At 57.7% G+C, this 18,931-nt stretch carries 10 protein-coding genes; 2 read left to right on the forward strand and 8 right to left on the reverse strand.

The genetic code is table 11. The features are described from left to right. Positions 1-161: 161 nt before the first annotated feature. The 6 genes from baeR to ACFL9S_RS10615 are packed head-to-tail and all read right to left on the reverse strand — an operon-like array spanning position 162 to position 11,116. A complete protein-coding gene (gene baeR, locus ACFL9S_RS10590) occupies positions 162-869 on the reverse strand; it encodes a two-component system response regulator BaeR (RefSeq protein ID WP_159336325.1) in 708 nt (235 codons plus the stop codon). 16 nt (positions 870-885) lie between these two features. Further along, positions 886-2,271 (reverse strand): two-component system sensor histidine kinase BaeS, encoded by a 1,386-nt coding sequence (gene baeS, locus ACFL9S_RS10595; RefSeq protein ID WP_405261822.1) that lies wholly within the window; start codon positions 2,269-2,271, stop codon positions 886-888. Next, positions 2,271-3,677, reverse strand: coding sequence for a multidrug transporter subunit MdtD (gene mdtD / locus ACFL9S_RS10600; RefSeq protein ID WP_405261823.1), 1,407 nt, complete (start codon positions 3,675-3,677; stop codon positions 2,271-2,273). Before mdtD ends, baeS begins: the two co-directional genes overlap by 1 nt. A gap of 4 nt (positions 3,678-3,681) precedes the next feature. Beyond that, complete coding sequence (mdtC, locus tag ACFL9S_RS10605) at positions 3,682-6,756, reverse strand: multidrug efflux RND transporter permease subunit MdtC (RefSeq protein WP_405261824.1); 3,075 nt, start codon at positions 6,754-6,756, stop codon at positions 3,682-3,684. Continuing rightward, positions 6,753-9,869: an MdtB/MuxB family multidrug efflux RND transporter permease subunit gene (locus ACFL9S_RS10610; protein WP_405261825.1), complete on the reverse strand. Its 3,117-nt coding sequence runs from the start codon at positions 9,867-9,869 to the stop codon at positions 6,753-6,755. The genes mdtC and ACFL9S_RS10610 overlap by 4 nt, the downstream gene beginning before the upstream one ends. Continuing rightward, the gene (locus ACFL9S_RS10615; protein WP_405261826.1) at positions 9,869-11,116 is read right to left on the reverse strand and encodes an MdtA/MuxA family multidrug efflux RND transporter periplasmic adaptor subunit; all 1,248 of its coding nucleotides are present in this window, start codon (positions 11,114-11,116) and stop codon (positions 9,869-9,871) included. Before ACFL9S_RS10615 ends, ACFL9S_RS10610 begins: the two co-directional genes overlap by 1 nt. 257 nt (positions 11,117-11,373) lie before the next feature. Between ACFL9S_RS10615 and ACFL9S_RS10620 the strand changes: the two genes are divergently transcribed. After that, positions 11,374-12,336, forward strand: coding sequence for an aldo/keto reductase (locus tag ACFL9S_RS10620; protein ID WP_405261827.1), 963 nt, complete (start codon positions 11,374-11,376; stop codon positions 12,334-12,336). 230 nt (positions 12,337-12,566) lie between these two features. Here the strand turns inward: ACFL9S_RS10620 and yegD are convergent, their stop codons facing one another. Beyond that, complete coding sequence (gene yegD, locus ACFL9S_RS10625; protein ID WP_405261828.1) at positions 12,567-13,919, reverse strand: molecular chaperone; 1,353 nt, start codon at positions 13,917-13,919, stop codon at positions 12,567-12,569. A gap of 177 nt (positions 13,920-14,096) precedes the next feature. Here yegD and ACFL9S_RS10630 point away from each other — a divergent pair, with 177 nt between their 5' ends. Next, positions 14,097-15,512 (forward strand): hypothetical protein, encoded by a 1,416-nt coding sequence (locus ACFL9S_RS10630; protein ID WP_405261829.1) that lies wholly within the window; start codon positions 14,097-14,099, stop codon positions 15,510-15,512. Positions 15,513-15,530: 18 nt separating this feature from the next. Here ACFL9S_RS10630 and ACFL9S_RS10635 read toward each other — a convergent pair whose 3' ends face one another. Next, complete coding sequence (locus ACFL9S_RS10635; protein ID WP_405261830.1) at positions 15,531-18,869, reverse strand: diguanylate cyclase; 3,339 nt, start codon at positions 18,867-18,869, stop codon at positions 15,531-15,533. Positions 18,870-18,931 lie beyond the last annotated feature (62 nt).

Consider the following 18,931-nt stretch of genomic DNA (forward strand, 5'->3'; position numbering starts at 1 on the left):
GGTGGTTTCTGTGCGGCACGGGTCAGGCATGCCTGACCCCTACAAATAACGCAGGGCGGGGGCATGCCTGATTTCTACAAATAACGTAGGGGCGAGGCATGCCTCGCCCGGTATTTTATCTGGCGGGGATTGTAAGGCGGTGATTGTCTGGGGAAATTGATCTACATCAAACGACAGATATCTGCTTCCCAGCGATATCCCATGCCGTAGACGGCACGGATAAACGGCTGGTCGGCATCCAGCAATTCCAGCTTGCGGCGCAGGTTCTTAATGTGGCTGTCGATCGTACGGTCAGTCACCACGCGATAGTCGTCATACAGATGATTCAGCAACTGCTCGCGTGAGAACACTTTGCCCGGTTCCTGGGCCAGGGTTTTCAACAGACGGAACTCCGCAGGCGTCAGATCGAGGGGTTTATCGTCCCAGCTCGCCTGGAAGCGATTTTCATCTACCTTCAGCAGCGAAACCTGCCGGGCTTCTTCCGGGGTGCGCTGGCAGCGTTTAAGAATGGTTTTAACACGCGCCACCACTTCACGCGGGCTGAACGGCTTACAGATGTAGTCATCAGCGCCAATTTCCAGGCCGAGCAGGCGGTCAATCTCTTCAATCTTTGCCGTGACCATCACCACAGGCAGGTCAGAGAAACCGCGCAGCTCGCGGCACACGGATAAACCGTCCAGCCCTGGCAACATCAGATCCAGCAGCACCAGGTCGGGTGAATGCTGTTTTACCCATCCGAGCACTTCATCACCGCGCAGCAGATGATGGGTACGAAAGTTAGCGGCCTGCAGGTAATCGATCATCAGTTGGCCGAGTTTGGGTTCGTCTTCAACGATTAAAATCAGCGGAGCGGGCGTGTCGAGCGTCATAGTAGGGTCGCCATTGTCAGTGAGTCTTATACGGCAAGTGTACCGTAATTCGCACGCCACCTGCATCGGAGTGATCCGCAACAATGGTGCCGTCATGCGCTTCAACAATATTATGGCAGATAGCCAGCCCCAGTCCGGAGCCACCACTGGCGCGATTACGCGAGCCTTCAGCGCGGAAGAAGCGCTCAAAAATCTGCACCCGCTGTTCATCGCTGATGCCCGGAGCGCTGTCATCAAAGTGCAGCACATTGGCATTCGCGCGCTGTTGCAGCGTGATATGCAGAGTGCCGCCGGGATCGGTATAGCGCAGGCTGTTTTCCATCAGGTTGGTGAACAGCTGCATCAGACGGTCCGGGTCGCCAAACTGGGGGGCCTGGTCGGGTAACGTCAGCGTCAGGTTCAGCGGGTGTTGTGCAAAACGATGGCGGAAATTGCCGGACACCAGTTCCAGCAGCGGGACGAGGTCGGTCTCGGTTTTGCGATAGGCCAGCGCCCCTTCATCCGACAGCGACAGCTGATGAACATCGTCCACCAGTTTGGTCAGCGTGGCGACCTCGCCCTGTAAGGAGACAATCGACTCCGGGGTCAGTTTACGCACCCCGTCCTGAATCGCCTCCAGTTCGCCGCGCAGGATCGCCAGCGGCGTGCGCAGCTCGTGGGAGATATCGGCCATAAACGCACGGCGCATTTTTTCATTTTTCTCCAGCGTGTTGGCGAGGCGGTTAAAGTCCTGCGCCAGCCTGCCCAGCTCATCGCGGCTGGAGGCCTGCACCCGGCTGGTAAAATTCCCGGTCGCGAGGTGATGCGTTCCTTCCACCAGGCGCTTGACCGGTGCCAGTAGCCCGCGTGACAGCAGCCAGGTGACGGCGGCGGCCAGCAGCATGGTCAGACCGACGATCATCCAGCTGGTGCGATTCTGCTGCTGATCGAAATTAATGTCGGCGCTGCGCGTCAGGCGCTCAGATGGGGAGCCAATCACCCAGCCGACCACCTTGCCGTTGCTGGTGGTAATACTGCGGCGGGAACCCTCCTGCGGCACCGGTGCGCGCGGGCCAATCATCACTTTATACTGCTGGTCGATAATCCAGAACTGGGTGCGCCAGCCGTGCGGCGGGAGCTGATTATTGGCATCCGGGTTTTGCTCCAGCGAGCGCAGGATATTGAACACCAGCTTGTTGTTGTTACGCAGGAAATCCCAGTTGCCATGTTGTTCATACTGATCGGCCAGCGCATCGCCCAGCAGCGTCAGCCGCTGCTCATTGCCGCGTTTGATATAGTCGATAAAACCGTGTTCGAAGCTCAGACGGACGCCCCAGTGCATGGTGATCAGCACCAGCATACAAGTGGAGAAGATTGCCGCGAAAAGCTTGGCGGTGATGCCGATACGTAATTTTGCCAGCATTAAGGCTTTCTCCTGCGCGCCGGAAGCGTATTAGGGGACGTCTCTTTGGGGACACGCCAGAAAACAAAGACCGGCAGGGCGATGATCAGCGCCATACACAGCCAGGTATAGATAAATGTCTCGGCGATTTGCGGGCCGACGCTCACCGTTCCCTGGGCGAAGGTGCCCAGCAGCAGCCCGGCCACGGTCACGCCGATACTCATCGACAGCTGCATCACCATCGACAGCAGGCTGTTACCGCTGCTGGTAAGGTCGTCAGGCAGCTCTTTCAGCGTCAGCGTATTCATGGCAGAGAAGCGGATAGCGTTGACCATCCCCTGTAAAAACAGCACGACAGGCAGCAGGGCGTGCCAGCCCATCAGCGCCACGGCAGGGAACAGCACCACCACCAGGGCCAGCGCCAGCGTTGAACCCATCAGCACATGGCGGTAGCCAAAGCGGTTGACGATCTGTACCACGATGCGCTTCATGCCCATATTGCCCAGCACCATCGGGATCATCATTAACCCGGCGTGCAGCGGGCTGTAACCCATGCCGATTTGCAGGAAAATGGGTGTCATAAACGGCAGCATACCGCTGCCGATACGTCCGGTCAGGCTGCCAATCAGGCCAATAGAATAGATGCGATTGTCGAACAGTTTCAGGCTGAACAGTGCGCTTTCATTGTTACGCGCATGCAGCAGATAAAACAGCAGGCTGAAGACGCCGCAAAGGATCAGCAGGCACAGCAGCAGCGGGGACATCCCGCTACCGCGCTGGCCGTCGAGTGCCAGCGTCAGAGTCGCCATCCCGGCTGCCAGCAGAAGATAGCCGGTAAAATCGAAGCGCCGGGTTTGCAGGGTAAAGTTTGACATTAATGTGAGCGTGGCAATCGCCCCGATAATGCCGACCGGGATGTTGATCAGGAAAATCCAGTGCCAGCTGGCGTACTCGACCAGCACACCGCCCAGCGCCGGGCCGAGCAGCGGGCCAATTTGCCCCGGCAGGGTAACGAAGGTCATCGCGGCCATATATTCGGCGCGCGGCACCAGCTTCATCACCGTTAAGCGACCCACCGGCACCATCATGGCTCCGCCGATGCCCTGCAATACGCGTGACAGAATCAGCTGGTCCAGCGTGGTGGAGAGCGCACAGCAGAGCGAGCCGACGCTGAACAGCACAATGGCGCTGAAGAACACATTACGCACCCCGAAGCGGTCTGCCAGCCAGCCGCTGATCGGCAGCATCACGGCCACCGTCAGCACGTAGGAGACAATCACCGAATGCATATTCAGCGGGCTTTGATGCAGGCTGGCCGCCATCGACGGCAGCGCCGTATTGACGATGGTGGTATCCAGCGTCTGCATAAAGAAGCCGAGGGCAACAATCCACAGTTGCCAGCGTACGGAGGCGGGAGGGGCGGTCATGGCATCAGCTTTCCCCGGTGACGGCATCGAAGCGCGGTTTACGCCGCAGTTTGTCCATGTACATATAGACCACCGGGGTGGTGTACAGCGTCAGGAGCTGGCTCATGACCAGCCCGCCGACAATGGTGATCCCCAGCGGCTGGCGCAGTTCAGCACCGTCACCGCTGGTCAGCACCAGCGGCAGCGCACCAAAGAGCGCGGCAAGGGTGGTCATCATAATCGGGCGGAAGCGCAGCAGGCTGGCCTGGAATATCGCATCGCGCGCCGTCATCCCGCCGTTGCGCTGGGCGTCCAGCGCGAAGTCGACCATCATAATGGCGTTTTTCTTCACGATGCCGATTAGCAGCAGGATGCCAATCAGCGCGATCAGGCTGAACGGCGCATTAAACAGCTCCAGTGCCAGCAGCGCGCCGACCCCTGCTGAGGGCAGGGTGGAGAGGATAGTCAGCGGATGGACGTAGCTTTCATACAGGATCCCCAGCACGATATACACGGTGGCAATCGCCGCCACAATCAGCCACAGCTGGCTGCTTTGCGTTTGCTCAAACACCGCGGCCGTGCCGGAAAAACTGCCGCGCACGCTGGACGGTACACCCAGCGAGGTGACGCTACGGTCAATGGCTGCTGAGGCCTGCGACAGCGACACCCCTTCCGGCAGGTTAAAGGACACGGTGGAGGCGGCAGATAATCCCTGATGATTGACCGACAGCGGCGAGTTCGCGGGCTGCCATTTGGCAAACGAGGAGAGCGGAATAGATTTCCCCTCGCTGTTGATCACATACATCTGGTTGAGGGCGCTGATATCCTGGGTGTAGCGCGGATCGACCTCCATCACCACTTTGTACTGGTTTAGCGGCTGATAAATGGTGGAGATCTGCCGCTGTCCGAAGGCGTTATTCAGCAGGTTATTGACGTCGGCGACATCAATGCCAAGCCGGGACATGCTGGCACGATCGTAGGTCAGCGCCATCTCTGAGCCTTTATCTTCCTGGTCTGAGTTCACATCAGCCAGCTCGGGCAGGGCGGCAAAGGCGCGGCGGATTTTCGGCTCCCACTCACGCAAATCATCCAGGTTGTCTGACAGCAGCGTGTACTGATATCCGGCATTAGACTCACGCCCGCCGACGCGAATATCCTGCACCGCCATCAGAAACAGGTTGGCACCCGGTTCTTTTGCCAGCTTGCCGCGCAGGCGGGCGATCACCTGCTGCGAGTTTTCGCTGCGCTCACTGAGCGGCTTCAGTGAGATAAACATCGAGCCGCTATTGGTGCGCGAACCACCGGTAAAGCCCACCACGCTTTCCACTGCCGGATCGGCGTGGACGATGCGCATAAAGTCTTCCAGCTTGCCGCGCATCGACTGGAACGAGATGCTCTGGTCGGCCTGAATAAAGCCCATCAGACGCCCGGTGTCCTGCTCCGGCATAAAGGTTTTCGGGATGGAAATATACAGATAAATGGTCAGCCCGATGGTGGCGAGAAACACCAGTAGCGTCCAGCGTGCGTGGTCCATCACCCGGTGCAGGGTGCGGCCGTAGCCCTGTTGTACCGCCAGCAGCACGCGGCCAAAACCGCGAATACGCGGCTGCGCATGTTGGGGTTTATTACGCAGCAGCCAGGCACACATCATCGGTGTCAGGGTGATGGATATCACCAGGGAGATGGCGATGGCCACCGAGAGTGTGACGGCAAACTCTCTGAAAAAACGGCCAATAATGCCGCCGAGCATCAGCAGCGGAATAAACACCGCCACCAGCGAAATGCTCATCGACACCACGGTGAACCCGACCTCGCGCACCCCCTGTAACGATGCCTGAAGCGGCTTCATGCCGGCCTCAATATGGCGCGAAATATTCTCCAGCACCACAATCGCATCGTCGACGACAAAACCGGTCGCCACGGTCAGCGCCATCAGCGACAGGTTGTTCAGACTGAAGCCACACAGATACATGGCGGCAAAGGTACCGATCAACGACACCGGTACGGCCACCGCCGGGATCAGCGTGGCACGGCCGGAGCGCAGGAAGGCAAACACCACCAGGATCACCAGACCCACGGAGATTGCCAGCGACTGCTCCACCTCGTGCAGCGAAGCACGAATGGTCGGAGAGCGGTCCTGTGCCACTTCCAGCTGGATCGAGGCGGGAATAATCTGGCTTAACTCAGGGATTTTTCCACGTATGCGGTCAACGGTATCAATGATATTGGCTTCCGGCGCTTTACGGATCAGCACCAGAATGGCCGGGCGGGCGTTAGACATCCCGGCGTTGCGCACATCCTCGACCGAGTCGGTGACCGTGGCAACGTCCTGCAAGCGCACCGCTGCACCGTTGTTGTAATGCACCACTAATGGCTGGTATTCGGCGGCGGTTTGGAGTTCATCGTTGGTTTTCAGCCACCAGCGCTGGTGATTATCTTCAACGGCACCTTGAGGCTTACGCACGTTGGCGCTGGCGATGGCGGTTCGTACCGCATCCAGCGAGACGCCCTGATGGAACAGCGCTTGTGGATTCAGTGCCACACGCACCGCAGGCAGGGAGCTGCCGCCGATGGTGACATCGCCCACTCCGTCGATTTGCGACAGTTTTTGCGCCAGCTGCGTAGAGGCGTAGTCATACAGCTGACCCGGCGACCAGCTGTCTGAGGTCAGCGTCATGATCATAATTGGCGCATCAGATGGGTTAGCTTTGCGGTAGGTCGGTCGGCTGGGCATCCCGGTCGGCAGCAGGCTCTGGGCAGCATTGATCGCCCCCTGTACATCGCGTGCCGCGCCGTTGATATCGCGTTCGAAGTCAAACACCAGGATAATCCGCGTGCTGCCAAGCGAACTGGTAGAGGTCATTTCACTGATCCCGGCAACCCGGCCCAGCGCACGCTCCAGCGGCGTGGCAACGGAGGACGCCATGGTTTCCGGCGAGGCACCCGGCAGCGAGGCGCTGACCACGATCACCGGAAAATCCACCTGCGGCAGCGGGGAGACCGGCAGCAGACGGAAACCGAGGATCCCCGCCAGCAGGATCGCCACGGTCAGCAGGCTGGTGGCGATGGGACGATGAATAAACAGGGCGAAAAATTTCACTCTGCCTCCCGACGTGCCAGGCGGCGGGTTGCGCGCGACAGACGATCAAACAGCAGGTAGATCACTGGCGTGGTAAACAGCGTCAGCACCTGACTGACAATCAGCCCGCCGACCATCGCGGTGCCCAACGGACGGCGCAGTTCTGCACCGACCCCGGTGCTCAGCATCAGCGGCAGGGCACCAAACAGTGCGGCCAGGGTGGTCATCAGGATCGGACGGAAACGTAGCAGACAGGCCTGATAGATAGCCTCATACGGCGTCATGCCCTGTTCACGTTCCGCCGCCAGGGCGAAGTCGATCATCATGATGGCGTTCTTTTTGACGATACCAATCAGCAGAATAATGCCGATGATAGCAATCACATCCAGCTCACTGCCGCTCAGCAACAGTGCCAGCAGTGCGCCGACGCCCGCCGTCGGCAGCGTGGAGAGGATTGTCACCGGGTGGATCAGGCTCTCATACAGCACGCCGAGCACGATATACATCGCGACAACTGCCGCCACAATCAGCCACACCGTACTGGAGAGCGCGGCCTGGAAGGCGAGGGTGCTGCCCTGGAACTGCGTCATGATTTCAGACGGCATTGAGAGATCTTTTTCCGCCTGGGTGATGGCATTCACCGCCTGCTCCAGCGAATAACCCTCGCTGACGTTAAACGAGAAGGTGGTGGACGGGAACTGGTCGAGGTGATTGATGCTCAATGCGCCATGACGCTGCTCAACGCTGGCAATGGCGCTGAGTGGCACGCTGCCGCCATCGGTGCTGTTCAGACGAATGGATTGCAGTGCGGCCAGGCCCGGTGTGGCTGCCGTGTCATGCTCCAGCACCACGCGGTACTGATTGGCCTGGGTATAAATGGTCGATACCAGCCGCTGACCAAAGGCGTTATACAGCGCGTTATCCACATCGGCCAGTGAGATGCCGAGGCGGCTGGCGCTGTCACGATCAACGCGGATATAGGCTTCCAGCCCCTGATCCTGCCAGTCGCTGCTGACTTCTTTCAGTTCCGGCCGCGTGGCCAGTTCGGCCTGCAATTTCGGCACCCAAAGGCTCAAAGAGTCCAGCGATCCGGCCTGCAACGTGAACTGATACTGAGTGCGGCTGGCCTGCGTATCAATCGTCAGGTCCTGCACCGGTTGCAGCCAGAGGTTAATGCCGGGGATTTTCGCCGTCTGCTGTTGCAGGCGGGCAATCACCACCGGGATGCGGTCGTCACGTTCATCCAGCGGTTTCAGGTTGATTTGCAGTCTGCCGCTGTTTAGCGCGGCGTTGGTGCCGTCCACACCCACGAAGGAGGTCAGGCTCTGGACCGCCGGGTCCTTCATGATCACCGACGCGACTTCCTGCTGGCGCTGCGCCATATTGCTGTAAGAAACCGACTGCGGAGCCTGAATGGTCCCCTGAATAATGCCGTTATCCTGCAGCGGGAAGAAGCCTTTGGGGATCACCAGCCACAGCAGCACGGTAAGCGCCATGGTGCCGAAGGCGACACCCAGCGTCAGCCACTGATGTTTCAGAACCTTCTGCAACAGGCGGCCGTAGCGGGCAATAATCCGTTCGAAGATGGCTTCACTGGCACGCGAAAAACGGTTCTGTTTGCGCAAAGACTCAACGCTTAACATGCGCGCGCACATCATCGGCGTCAGCGTCAGCGACACAATGGCCGAGATCAGGATCGCCACCGCCAGGGTGATGGCAAACTCGCGGAACAGGCGGCCAACAATATCCCCCATAAACAGCAGCGGGATCAGTACTGCAATCAGCGAGAAGGTCAGAGAAATAATCGTGAAGCCAATTTCACCCGCCCCTTTCAGCGCGGCCGTCAGCGGTTTTTCGCCTTTTTCGATATAGCGTGAAATGTTTTCGATCACCACGATGGCATCATCGACCACGAAGCCGGTGGCGATAGTCAGCGCCATCAGCGTCAGGTTGTTGACCGAGAAACCGAAGAAATACATCACCGCAAAGGTGCCCACCAGCGACAGCGGCACGGCCACGGCGGGAATAATCGTTGCCGCGACGTTACGCAGGAACAGATAAATAATCATCACCACCAGCGCCAGTGCCAGCAGCAGTTCAAACTGTACGTCGTGGACGGAAGCACGGATATTGGTGGTACGATCGGTCAGCAGCTTCACGTCCACGGACTTGGGCAGAGAGGCGGTGAGGGCGGGCAGCATCTGACGAATATTGTCTGCGGTGGCGATAATATTTGCCCCCGGCTGACGCTGGATATTCAGCACAATCGCAGGCTGGCGGTTAGCCCAGGCCCCGAGCCAACTATTTTCAGCGCCTTGCTCGACGGTTGCCACATCCCCGAGCCGCACCGGTGCGCCGTTCTGGAAACTGACAATCAGCTGGCGATAGCCTTCGGCGGTTTTGATCTGGTCGTTGGCGGAGAGCGTAATCGAGCGTTCCGGGCCATCCAGGCTACCTTTTGCTGAGTTGACGTTGGCATTGCTGATGGCGGTTCGCACCGTTTCACTGGTGATATTCATTGCCGCCAGCGCCTGAGCGTTCAGTTTCACCCGTACGGCCGGGCGTTGACCGCCGGAGAGAGTCACCAGCCCGACACCGGAAACCTGCGATATTTTCTGCGCCACACGGGTTTCCACCATATCGGCGACCTGAGTCATTGGCAGGCTGGTGGTGGTGACGGCGAGGGTCATGATCGGGGGATCGGCCGGATTAACCTTGCTGTAAACCGGCGGGTTAGGCAGGTCGGACGGCAGCAGGTTGGTGGCGGCGTTGATCGCGGCCTGCACTTCCTGCTCGGCCACATCCAGCGGCAGCGTCAGCTGGAACTGAAGGGTGACCACCGAAGCACCGCCGGAACTCTGCGAAGCCATCTGTTTCAGGCCAGACATCTGACCAAACTGGCGCTCCAGCGGCGCGGTAATCGCCGATGTCACCACATCCGGGCTGGCCCCAGGATACAGTGTAACCACCTGAATGGTCGGATAGTCGACCTCAGGCAGCGCCGAGACGGGCAGGGCGCGATAGCCGATAATCCCCGCCAGCAAAATGGCGATCATCAGCAGCGTCGTGGCGACCGGGCGTAGAATAAACTGGCGGGATGGACCTCCGCCTGGTGTTTGGGGCATGACCTGCATCAGTCGCTGGCTCCCTTCGCCGGTTGGGCGGCTTTACCGGACGTCAGGAGGGTGGACTGTGGGGCGACCACTTCCACGGTTGCACCGTCGGTCAGACGATCGATACCGTCTGTCACCACTTTCTCACCGGCTTCCAGCCCGGCTTTAATCACCACTTTTTCGCTGTCCTGGAATTCAATTGTGACGACTTTCTTACTGACCTTGTTGTCACTGTTGACCACCCAGACAAAGCTGCCCTCGTTGCCCATTTGCAACGCAGCGGCCGGGATGACAATCGCATCCTGCAAGGTGCTGACCTTCAGGCGGGCGTTTACAAACTGATTGGGAAACAGGCGGTCGTCCTGATTGTCGAAGCGTGCTTTCAGCTTGACGGTGCCGGTGGTGGTATCAATCTGGTTATCCAGGCTCAATAGCGCCCCGGTGGTCAGCCGCGTTTTATTGCTGCGATCCCAGGCTTCTACCGGCACTGCGCCCTGTTTTTGCGCGCTGAGGATGGCGGAAATATCATTTTCCGGCAGGCTGAAGATCAGGTCGATGGGATGCGTTTGCGCGATCACCACAATGCCGGTGGTGTCGCCGCTGCTGACATAGTTACCAATATCGACCTGCTTCAGGCCCACGCGTCCGTCAATCGGTGACGTCACGCGGCTGTAGGTGAGGTTGAGCCGGGCGCTGGCTACGCTGCCTTCATCGGCTTTGATGGTGCCCAGGGTTTCACTGAGCAGCGAACGCTGGGTATCCAGCTCCTGCTGTGAGACCAGGCTGGTTTTCGCCAGCTTCTCATAGCGCGCCAGATCGCGGCGTGCATTCGCCAGCGTGGCTTTACTTTTTGCCAGCTGTCCTTCGGCCTGAATCAGTGCGACTTGATAAGGGCGCGGGTCGATCTCCGCCAGCAGTTGCCCGGCTTTCACTTCCTGGCCTTCGTTAAAGTGGATGGCGATCAGATCGCCATCGACGCGGCTGCGCAGTGTAACGGTGTTTGCCGCCGTCACGGTGCCCAACCCGGAAAGATACTGCGGCACGCTCTGACGAACGGCGTCGGCGGCCTGGACCGGAGCCATCGCGGCGCCCATCGCGCCACCGTGCCGCCCACCGCCGCGGTTACCTTTGCCACGGGATTGCTGTGCGCCTTCGGCAGGCTGTGCCTGGGCAGCGCTACTGTGGCTGTGCCACCAGTAACCGCCACCCGCGATCAACGCAACCGCGATAACCAGAGGGATTAGAGGGAAACGACGCGGTGTTTTCATGTTTTTTTTGCTCTCAGTGAATCTGGTGAATACCCAGGCAGGACAAAAAAGTGCCCCGAATCTTATAAGAATAGCGAACTTCAACCGCTGAAAAATGAAGGAATTAAGAATAACGGGTTAGCGATACGCTGTCGCGTGGGCATGAAATGATTTTAATCACTTCTCGCAAATTCATTACCATTATTGAACCAAGCCTGTTCCGGGTTCTTTGTTAGACTTATGCCCTGTTTTATTGGCTTCCAATCAGGAGAATCATTATGAGTACTTTAGAACATCGCCAACTGGGCCGTTCGGCGATCCAGGTTCCGACGCTGACGTTCGGCGGCAATGTGTTCGGCTGGACCATTGACGAAAAGACCTCGTTTTCTCTGCTCGACGCGCTGGTGGAGAAAGGGCTGTATTTTATTGATACCGCTGATGTGTATTCACGCTGGGCACCCGGTAACCAAGGGGGTGAATCGGAAGTCATTATTGGCAACTGGCTGAAAAAAAGCGGTAAGCGCGACAAAATCGTGCTGGCGACCAAAGTGGGTATGGATATGGGTGACGGAAAAACCGGTCTGGCGCCGAACTATATTCGTCAGGCCGTCGATGCTTCGCTGGCGCGTCTGCAAACGGATTATATTGACCTGTATCAGGCGCATCGAGACGATGCGGATACGCCATTGCAGGAGACGCTGGCGACCTTTGACGCGCTGATTAAAGAAGGTAAGGTCCGTGCCATCGGTGCCTCAAATTATTCTGATGACCGCCTGAGAGAGGCGCTGAAAATCAGTGCCGAAAATGGGCTGGCGCGTTATGAAACTCTGCAGCCGGAGTACAACCTTTACGATCGCGCAGGCTATGAAAGCGGGCTGGAGCAGGCCGCGAAAGAGCACGGTCTTGGGGTGATTAACTACTATTCTCTGGCCAGCGGCTTCCTCAGCGGGAAGTACCGCAGTAAAGCAGATGCCGCCAAAAGTGCTCGCGGTCAGGGCGTGGTAGAGAAGTATCTGAACGATCGTGGTCTGAAGATTGTGAACGCGCTGGTACAGGTGGCAGAAGCCCACCATGCTTCGCCTTCGCAGGTCGCGCTGGCGTGGCAGATTGCCCGTCCGTCAATTACCGCGCCGATTGTCAGTGCCACGTCACTGGCACAGGTTGATGAGCTGGCAAAAGCGGCGGTATTGACGTTGAAAGATGACGATTTACGTCTGCTGTCGGAAGTGAGCAGTTATTAAATTTTCGGTACCTGCGGGCTGACCGAAACAGAAGGTCAGCCCCTACGGGATCAGGCATTTGCTGTAAACGGGTTGTCCGAAACAGAGGGGCAGCCCCTACGGCACCGTGCTCACCCTAAACCGTAGGGGTCGATCATCTTTTCCGATCGACCCGTGCTGATGGTATACACAGTGGTCAGGTCCGCATTACACGGGCTGACCGAAACAGAAGGTCAGCCCCTACGTGCAATTTAACGGAACATCACCTGCGCCCAGCGTGCCAGACCCGCCGTGACAGAACCGAAGTCATCTCCACTTGCCAGCGGAATATCCGGTAACTGCTGTTGCAGTGCTGCACGCAGCACTGGCGAGCGTGCGCTGCCACCGGTCAGGTAAATCACGTCAGGACGCGTACCGCTGGTGTTCAGTGCCAGCGTCACCTGCTCCTGAATACGTTCCAGTGGCTGACTGATGGCCGCCTGAAGGCCCGCCACGTTAATCCCGGTTTCCAGCCCATTATCAATAAAGTGCATTGCGGTCATCACTTCATCACGATCTGACAGCGCAATTTTGCTCTCTTCCGCTGCCCGCACCAGACGATAGCTCAGACGCTGCTGCCACACTTTCAGCAGGCGCTGCACTTTTTGCGGTTCGGCCGCGTCACGGATCAGATCCTGCAACTGCTTGCGGGATGCCGTGGCATAGAAGTCGCTCTGTGCCGGAACGTCGTTGATGGCAACGGCATTCCACCACGGCAGAGCGGGAAGCCCGGTGCCTTTGAGGGTTTCACCGCCGAGGCCGAGCAGCGGCATCAGCTCTTTAAAGGCCAGCATGATATCCAGATCGTTGCCACCGACGCGGCAGCCACTGTGGCCCAGCAGGCTGTCGCCACGGTCGGCTTTATCGTGCCACTGCGGTCCCATCAGCAGCATGGAGCAGTCGGTGGTTCCCCCGCCGATATCCACCACCAGCACGCGCGTCTCTCTCGTCAGCGTGGCTTCAAAATCCAGACCCGCCGCGACCGGTTCAAACTGGAAAATCACATCCTGGAATCCGGCGCGGCTGGCCGCGCGTGCCAGAATGCCCTCAGCCTGTTGGTTGGCTTCATCGCCGCCCAGTCCCTGGAAGTTAACCGGACGACCAATCACCGCCTGGGTCACGCTGTCATTCAGTGTGCTTTCTGCTGTCTGGCGAATATGCAGCATGGTGGCGCACACCAGGTCTTCAAAGAAGGCGACCTGCTGGGGCTTCAGCCCACTGGCCCCGAGGAAGGATTTGGGTGATTTCACAAACCACACGTCTTCCGGGTCATCCATATACTGTGCCAGCGAGGCAAGGCCGAATTTGACGCTGGCAGGCAGAACCTCAATATCCTCTTCGCGGTTAAACGCCAGCGCGCGACGTAACAGCGCCTGGTTTTCTGCCTGCGGGGTCGGTACCTGGTGATGACGGAACAGCCATTCGCTCACCGCATCACGGGTTGGCGCACACAGCATTGAGGGTAAATAAGGCGAGCTCTGCTCTAACGGCAGCAGCTTAGGGGCGCCGTTTTCCATGATGGCAATAGAGCAGTTTGCCGTACCGTAGTCGAAACCGATAAACATCGTTTCCTCCGCTGAGTGTGAAAAAAGGGGCGACTTTAGCTTGAGTGTGTTGGCGGTGCAAGCAGCAAGAGTGGGTTTACGCCAATGGCTTTTATATATCTGCGTGCTTTGTATAGAATCACGCCTTTCACAGGGGAGCACCGTCTTGTCATTTGACAGGGGGGCAGGGAGAAATAAATGGACTGGTCTGTACTGATATTATTGCTGGGGTTAATGCTTTCGCCATTGATGCTGGGGATCACTGCGCTGATTTTGCTGATCCGCAGTCAACATATTCGCTCACGCTGGGTTCTGCTGGCGATGGTGCTGCCACAGATAGTGATTGGCGCACTGTTATTGTGGCCCGGTGGCCTGATTGTAGTGGAGTTTTCCCGCGATATTCTGCAGTGGCTGGTCACACTGATTGCCTGGCTGACGCTGTTTCTGGCGCGCTGGCAGCGTCGGGGCACCGTGCCTGTTCAGGCTCTGGTCACCGGCTGGCTGCTGTTTATCGTTCTGACAGCGACCTTCTATTTTCATCCCTCCAATCAAAGGACCATGACCTGGAAGCGTAACGAGCAGCAGATGCAGCAGAATCTGGTGTTGCTGGAGCAGGGCGCCCGTTCGCAGCTGGACAGGCTTTCGGATGAGCGTGCGCGCGAGCTGTTTTATCGGGCGGCGGCAAAAGAGTACCCTGAACAGACGCTGCGCTATTTTATCCGTCGCGGTCTCTCGCCGCTGGATAAGGGCGAAAATGGCTATAGCGCGCTGAGCAATGCGATTGAGAGGCATAATGCCGACGCGCTGAAGCTGTTCCTGTCGGTGCTCACCCCGGCACAAATCCAGTCATTATCCTTCGATTATGATCCGCTGCGTAACCTGCGTCTGGATCCGCCAGGGAGTGAGGCCGATCAGCGGCAGTTCTATGCCAGTATGGCGCTGCTGCTGGCCGCGCGCCCGGACTGGGTCCATCCGCGCGACAAGCACGCGCCCTCTTATCTGACGACGACGATCTTCAACGGCAACGGTCAGAGTGCGAATTTTTTACTGGGTTATCTGCCCGCACCGGAAGGGATTTGGCGGCTGGCAATGCTGGCGCTGAATGAGGACACCCCAACGCTGATGGCTGCGCTGCGTGAGCAGCCATTGCTGCTGGAACAAACCTTGTCGGATGGTGAAGGGCGTAGCCTGAGCCTGATGGCGTGGATGATCAAGTATGCCCCGCCACAGACCCGCACCGCGCTGCTGAACAGCAAATTAATCGTCTGGGATCACTACCAGGAACCTTCACCACGCGACGGGAAGGGCGTAATGACCAATACGCTGATTGACGAATCCCGTGGCAACTGGCGTTTCCGTGACGAGTCACCCAGCGTGTTACAGCAGGTGCTGGCCAGTGCGATTACCCAGGGTGTGACGTTGTCGCCCGCACAGATGCTGGCGGTGTTTCGTTATGAAGATGAACCGAAAACGCTCGCCGTCATGCGCAAGGCAGGGTTGCCCTGCGGCCCACTGATGTCGGCCAGCGCACAGCTGCTCACGGATTCTGCGCAGGACACGAAAGTCCGGCGCTGGGTCAGTGAGTCCTGCCTGCGTCAGCCCGGCGGACAATAACGCGGGCAATGAGGGGATTTATTTTATCGCGAAGTAGCTGTTGAGCAGCAGCGTCGACAGCGGCTGGCGCGGCGCGATCACCTCGCCCCAGACGACATCAATGCCAATGGTCGACAACGTATTCAGTGCGCCCGGCAGTTTGACCGGGCCGGCAAGGGTGCTGATGCCAAGGCGCTGAGCGTGGCCGTGAATAATTGACACCATCATTTCGTCCATCAGGTTGCAATGCACGTTGGCGACCAGCTCACTGGCCAGGATCAGATAGTCGATCTCCTCGGCCGGTAGCTGGTTAAACGCATCAAGATTGCGGCCAAAATCGCGCAGCACAATGCGGCTTCCTGCTGCACGCAGGCGGGCAATGTTCTGGTGCAGCACGACATCATGCTGGCTCAGGACATCGGCGTTGATCGAAAACCAGATGAGATTGGCCGGGACGTGATAGCGTGCAAACTGTGCCAGTGTCTCGCTGATAAAATGCTCATCACGCAAACCAAAACCAGACATTGGTAGCGCCAGCGTTAACCCTTTGCTCACTGCGCCCTGCGCATAATGCTGGAAAAACTCTCTGATCAGTTTACGGTCAAGTGCCACAAACAGGTCACCATCCTGTAACCCGGTACGGAAGCTGGCCTCCTCAATTTCATGCCCTTCCGGGGTAAACAACTGCATTTCCGCCAGATAGAAGCTGGTGGCGTGGATTTTTCCCGGTGGGGCGGCGGCCCAGACTTGCAGGCGCATCGGTTGCTGGGCAATGATCTGTTCATTTTCAATGCGGCTCATCACGGGTTTCAGGCGCTTCAGCAGGTGTTTTTCGTACACTGAAAGCTGGCCGCGTCCATTATTTTTAGCGTGATAGCAGGCGAGGTCGGCCTGTGCCATTAGTTCGCTGGCGCTGGCGTTCTCCGGGCTGATATGCGTCAGGCCTGCGCTGGCACCAACATGATGCAGGCGGCCTTCCCACAGGAAATCATATTCATTCACGGCGTGAACAATACGTGTGACCACCTCACTGGCTTGCTCCAGCGAGCAATCTGGCAATAATGCACCGAATTCATCACCGCCCAGACGGGCCAGGAAATCGCTGGTGCGCAGATGCTGCTGCATCACGCCGGAGATTTCACGCAACAGTGCGTCACCTGCTGCATGGCCCGCGGTATCGTTGACCGCTTTAAAACGGTCAAGGTCGATAAATACCAACACATGTTGCTGCTTTTCTGTGCAGGAAAGGGTCAGGCGTTTTAACTGATGCTCGAAGCTGACACGGTTGGGCAGGCGGGTCAGCATATCGTGAGAGGCGCTGTAGCTCAGACGCTTCAGCATCGCACGCGATTCACTGACATCCTGAATGACCATCACGCTGCCGATATTTTCCCCATTCAGCGTTTTCAATGGCGACAGGCTGTAATGTATTGCGAACTGCTCGCCGGAACGGGTATGCAGCACCAGCTCGGTATCAAGATCGCCGGGTGTTTTTTGCTGTGGTAAATCGCACAGCAGCAGATTTTCGCGCTCAGGTCCCTGGCTGCCCTGGGTAATACGCAGAATATTGCTGATGTGTTGACCCGACGCCTGATGTTGCAGCCAGCCGCTCATTTTTTCCGCCACCGGGTTCATAAAGATCACACGCATCTCTTCATCGGTGCTGATCACGGCTTCACCGATAGCATCGAGGGTAATATGCATGCGTTCTTTCTCTTCATAGAGCGCATCGGTCAACTGGCGCAGCGGGGTAATATCCTGATTGATGCCCAGCATACGTTCGACGTTGCCTTTTTCGTCCAGCACGATGCTGCACTGTGAGCGGATATTGCGTATGCCGATATCAGTCTCAATGCGGAACTCAATATCCACGGCGGTGGCATTTTTAATTGCATTGTCGAAAGCGGTGATTGCCTTATCGCGGTCGGCAGGGTGCAGGCTGTTTGCCCAGGTCAGATAGGTGGCCTGCGCATTGATGGGCAGCTGATAGATCTGGAACATGCGCTTATCCCAGCTCATGGTCCCGCTTTGCAGGTCCCACTCCCACACGCCAATACCGCCAGCTTCATTAGCCAGGGTGATGCGCTCCATCAACAGCTGATTGACCTTCTCGGTTTTCTTCAACTCGGTAATATCTTCAATCTGCGAGATAAAGTAGAGCGGGTGGCGTTCATTATCACGGACCAGCGAAACCGCCAGTAACGTCCACAGAGTCTGCCCGTCCTTACGGAAATAGCGTTTCTCCATGCTGTAACTTTCAATGTCACCTGCCAGCAGGGCTCGCACCTGAACCAGGTCAGCATCAAGATCGTCCGGGTGTGTCAGCTGCTGAAAGGTCATCGCATAGAGTTCTGCAGGCGTATAGCCCAGCAGTCTGCACAGGGCTTTATTCGCCTGTATCCACTGACCGTTGGTGGAGACCAGAGCCATACCAATCGCTGAATACTCCATCGCGTGACGGAAACGGGTCTCACTTTCAGCAATATGTTTGCGCTCTTCGCGAAACGAATGCATCACCAGCGTCATTATATGGCTGGGGATCAGCGCCAGCAGGAAGGGCACCCACGGCATGGCGGTAAGCAGACGGGCATTGGTGGTGTCCGCTGGAATAAGATGAAGTGCCAGCATCAGCGACATCATCGAAATAGTCGCGAGGTAGATAACAAAGGCTTCAAAGCGTGGCAGGCGCACCGCACTGTAGAACAGGATCACGATAACGAAGGTGAACGGCCAGGGGAAATAGCGCAACGTCAGCCAGCACAGGGAAAGGGTGAGCACCAGGGTAAGCAGCGTTTCAAACAACACATTCTGGCGCAAGTGACGGCGAACATAATCAGGCTGCCACAGCAGGCATACCGGCCCCAGGGCCAGCATGCCGATGACCTCGGAAATCGTCCATGTGGTAAAGAAGTTAAATGAGACATGGTCGTTGATATCCAGCAGCCAGCTTGCCAGCAGCCCGCCTGCCAGTGGGGTAAAAATGCCGACGGAAACGACCATCTTGCACCAGCTAAGCAGGGAGTTGAGCGGCGCACGCCGGTCAAGCAGCTGGCGTAGCAACGACCCGCCAATCAATGCCTGTAAAAGATTAACCAGGGGGAATTTAAGATTGGAGAACGATGTTCCCAACACCACGGCGTTAGCGAAGGTGACACCCAGCACGCAGCCCACCAGAAGCAGAGGCAGCTCGCGCGAAGGATTGCGGAAAACCACCATCGTCATCAGGGCGGTGGAAAACCATAGCGGTGAAATCTGTCCGCTGACTTTGATCAGTTCCAGGCAAAAAAAGGTGACGACAAAACTCAGCAATCCCAATAGCAGACCGTGAACACAAAGTGGGCGGGAGAGGGCTACTCGTTGTAAAGTTTTTGTCGTCATCACATATCCAGCACAGCGCCGATATAGGCGTAATCTCAATCTCTAATACCATGCTAGCATAA

Origin of the sequence: Erwinia sp. AnSW2-5 (assembly GCF_045107195.1) — a bacterium.
Classification (GTDB): domain Bacteria; phylum Pseudomonadota; class Gammaproteobacteria; order Enterobacterales; family Enterobacteriaceae; genus Erwinia.

Coding starts and splice junctions, on each gene's coding strand:
- ACFL9S_RS10630 (WP_405261829.1), top strand. CDS start 14,097: ATGGACTGGTCTGTACTGATATTATTGCTGGGGTTAATGCTTTCGCCA.
- baeR (WP_159336325.1), bottom strand. CDS start 869: ATGACGCTCGACACGCCCGCTCCGCTGATTTTAATCGTTGAAGACGAA.
- mdtD (WP_405261823.1), bottom strand. CDS start 3,677: ATGACCGCCCCTCCCGCCTCCGTACGCTGGCAACTGTGGATTGTTGCC.
- ACFL9S_RS10620 (WP_405261827.1), top strand. CDS start 11,374: ATGAGTACTTTAGAACATCGCCAACTGGGCCGTTCGGCGATCCAGGTT.
- yegD (WP_405261828.1), bottom strand. CDS start 13,919: ATGTTTATCGGTTTCGACTACGGTACGGCAAACTGCTCTATTGCCATC.
- baeS (WP_405261822.1), bottom strand. CDS start 2,271: ATGCTGGCAAAATTACGTATCGGCATCACCGCCAAGCTTTTCGCGGCA.
- ACFL9S_RS10615 (WP_405261826.1), bottom strand. CDS start 11,116: ATGAAAACACCGCGTCGTTTCCCTCTAATCCCTCTGGTTATCGCGGTT.
- ACFL9S_RS10610 (WP_405261825.1), bottom strand. CDS start 9,869: ATGCAGGTCATGCCCCAAACACCAGGCGGAGGTCCATCCCGCCAGTTT.
- ACFL9S_RS10635 (WP_405261830.1), bottom strand. CDS start 18,869: ATGACGACAAAAACTTTACAACGAGTAGCCCTCTCCCGCCCACTTTGT.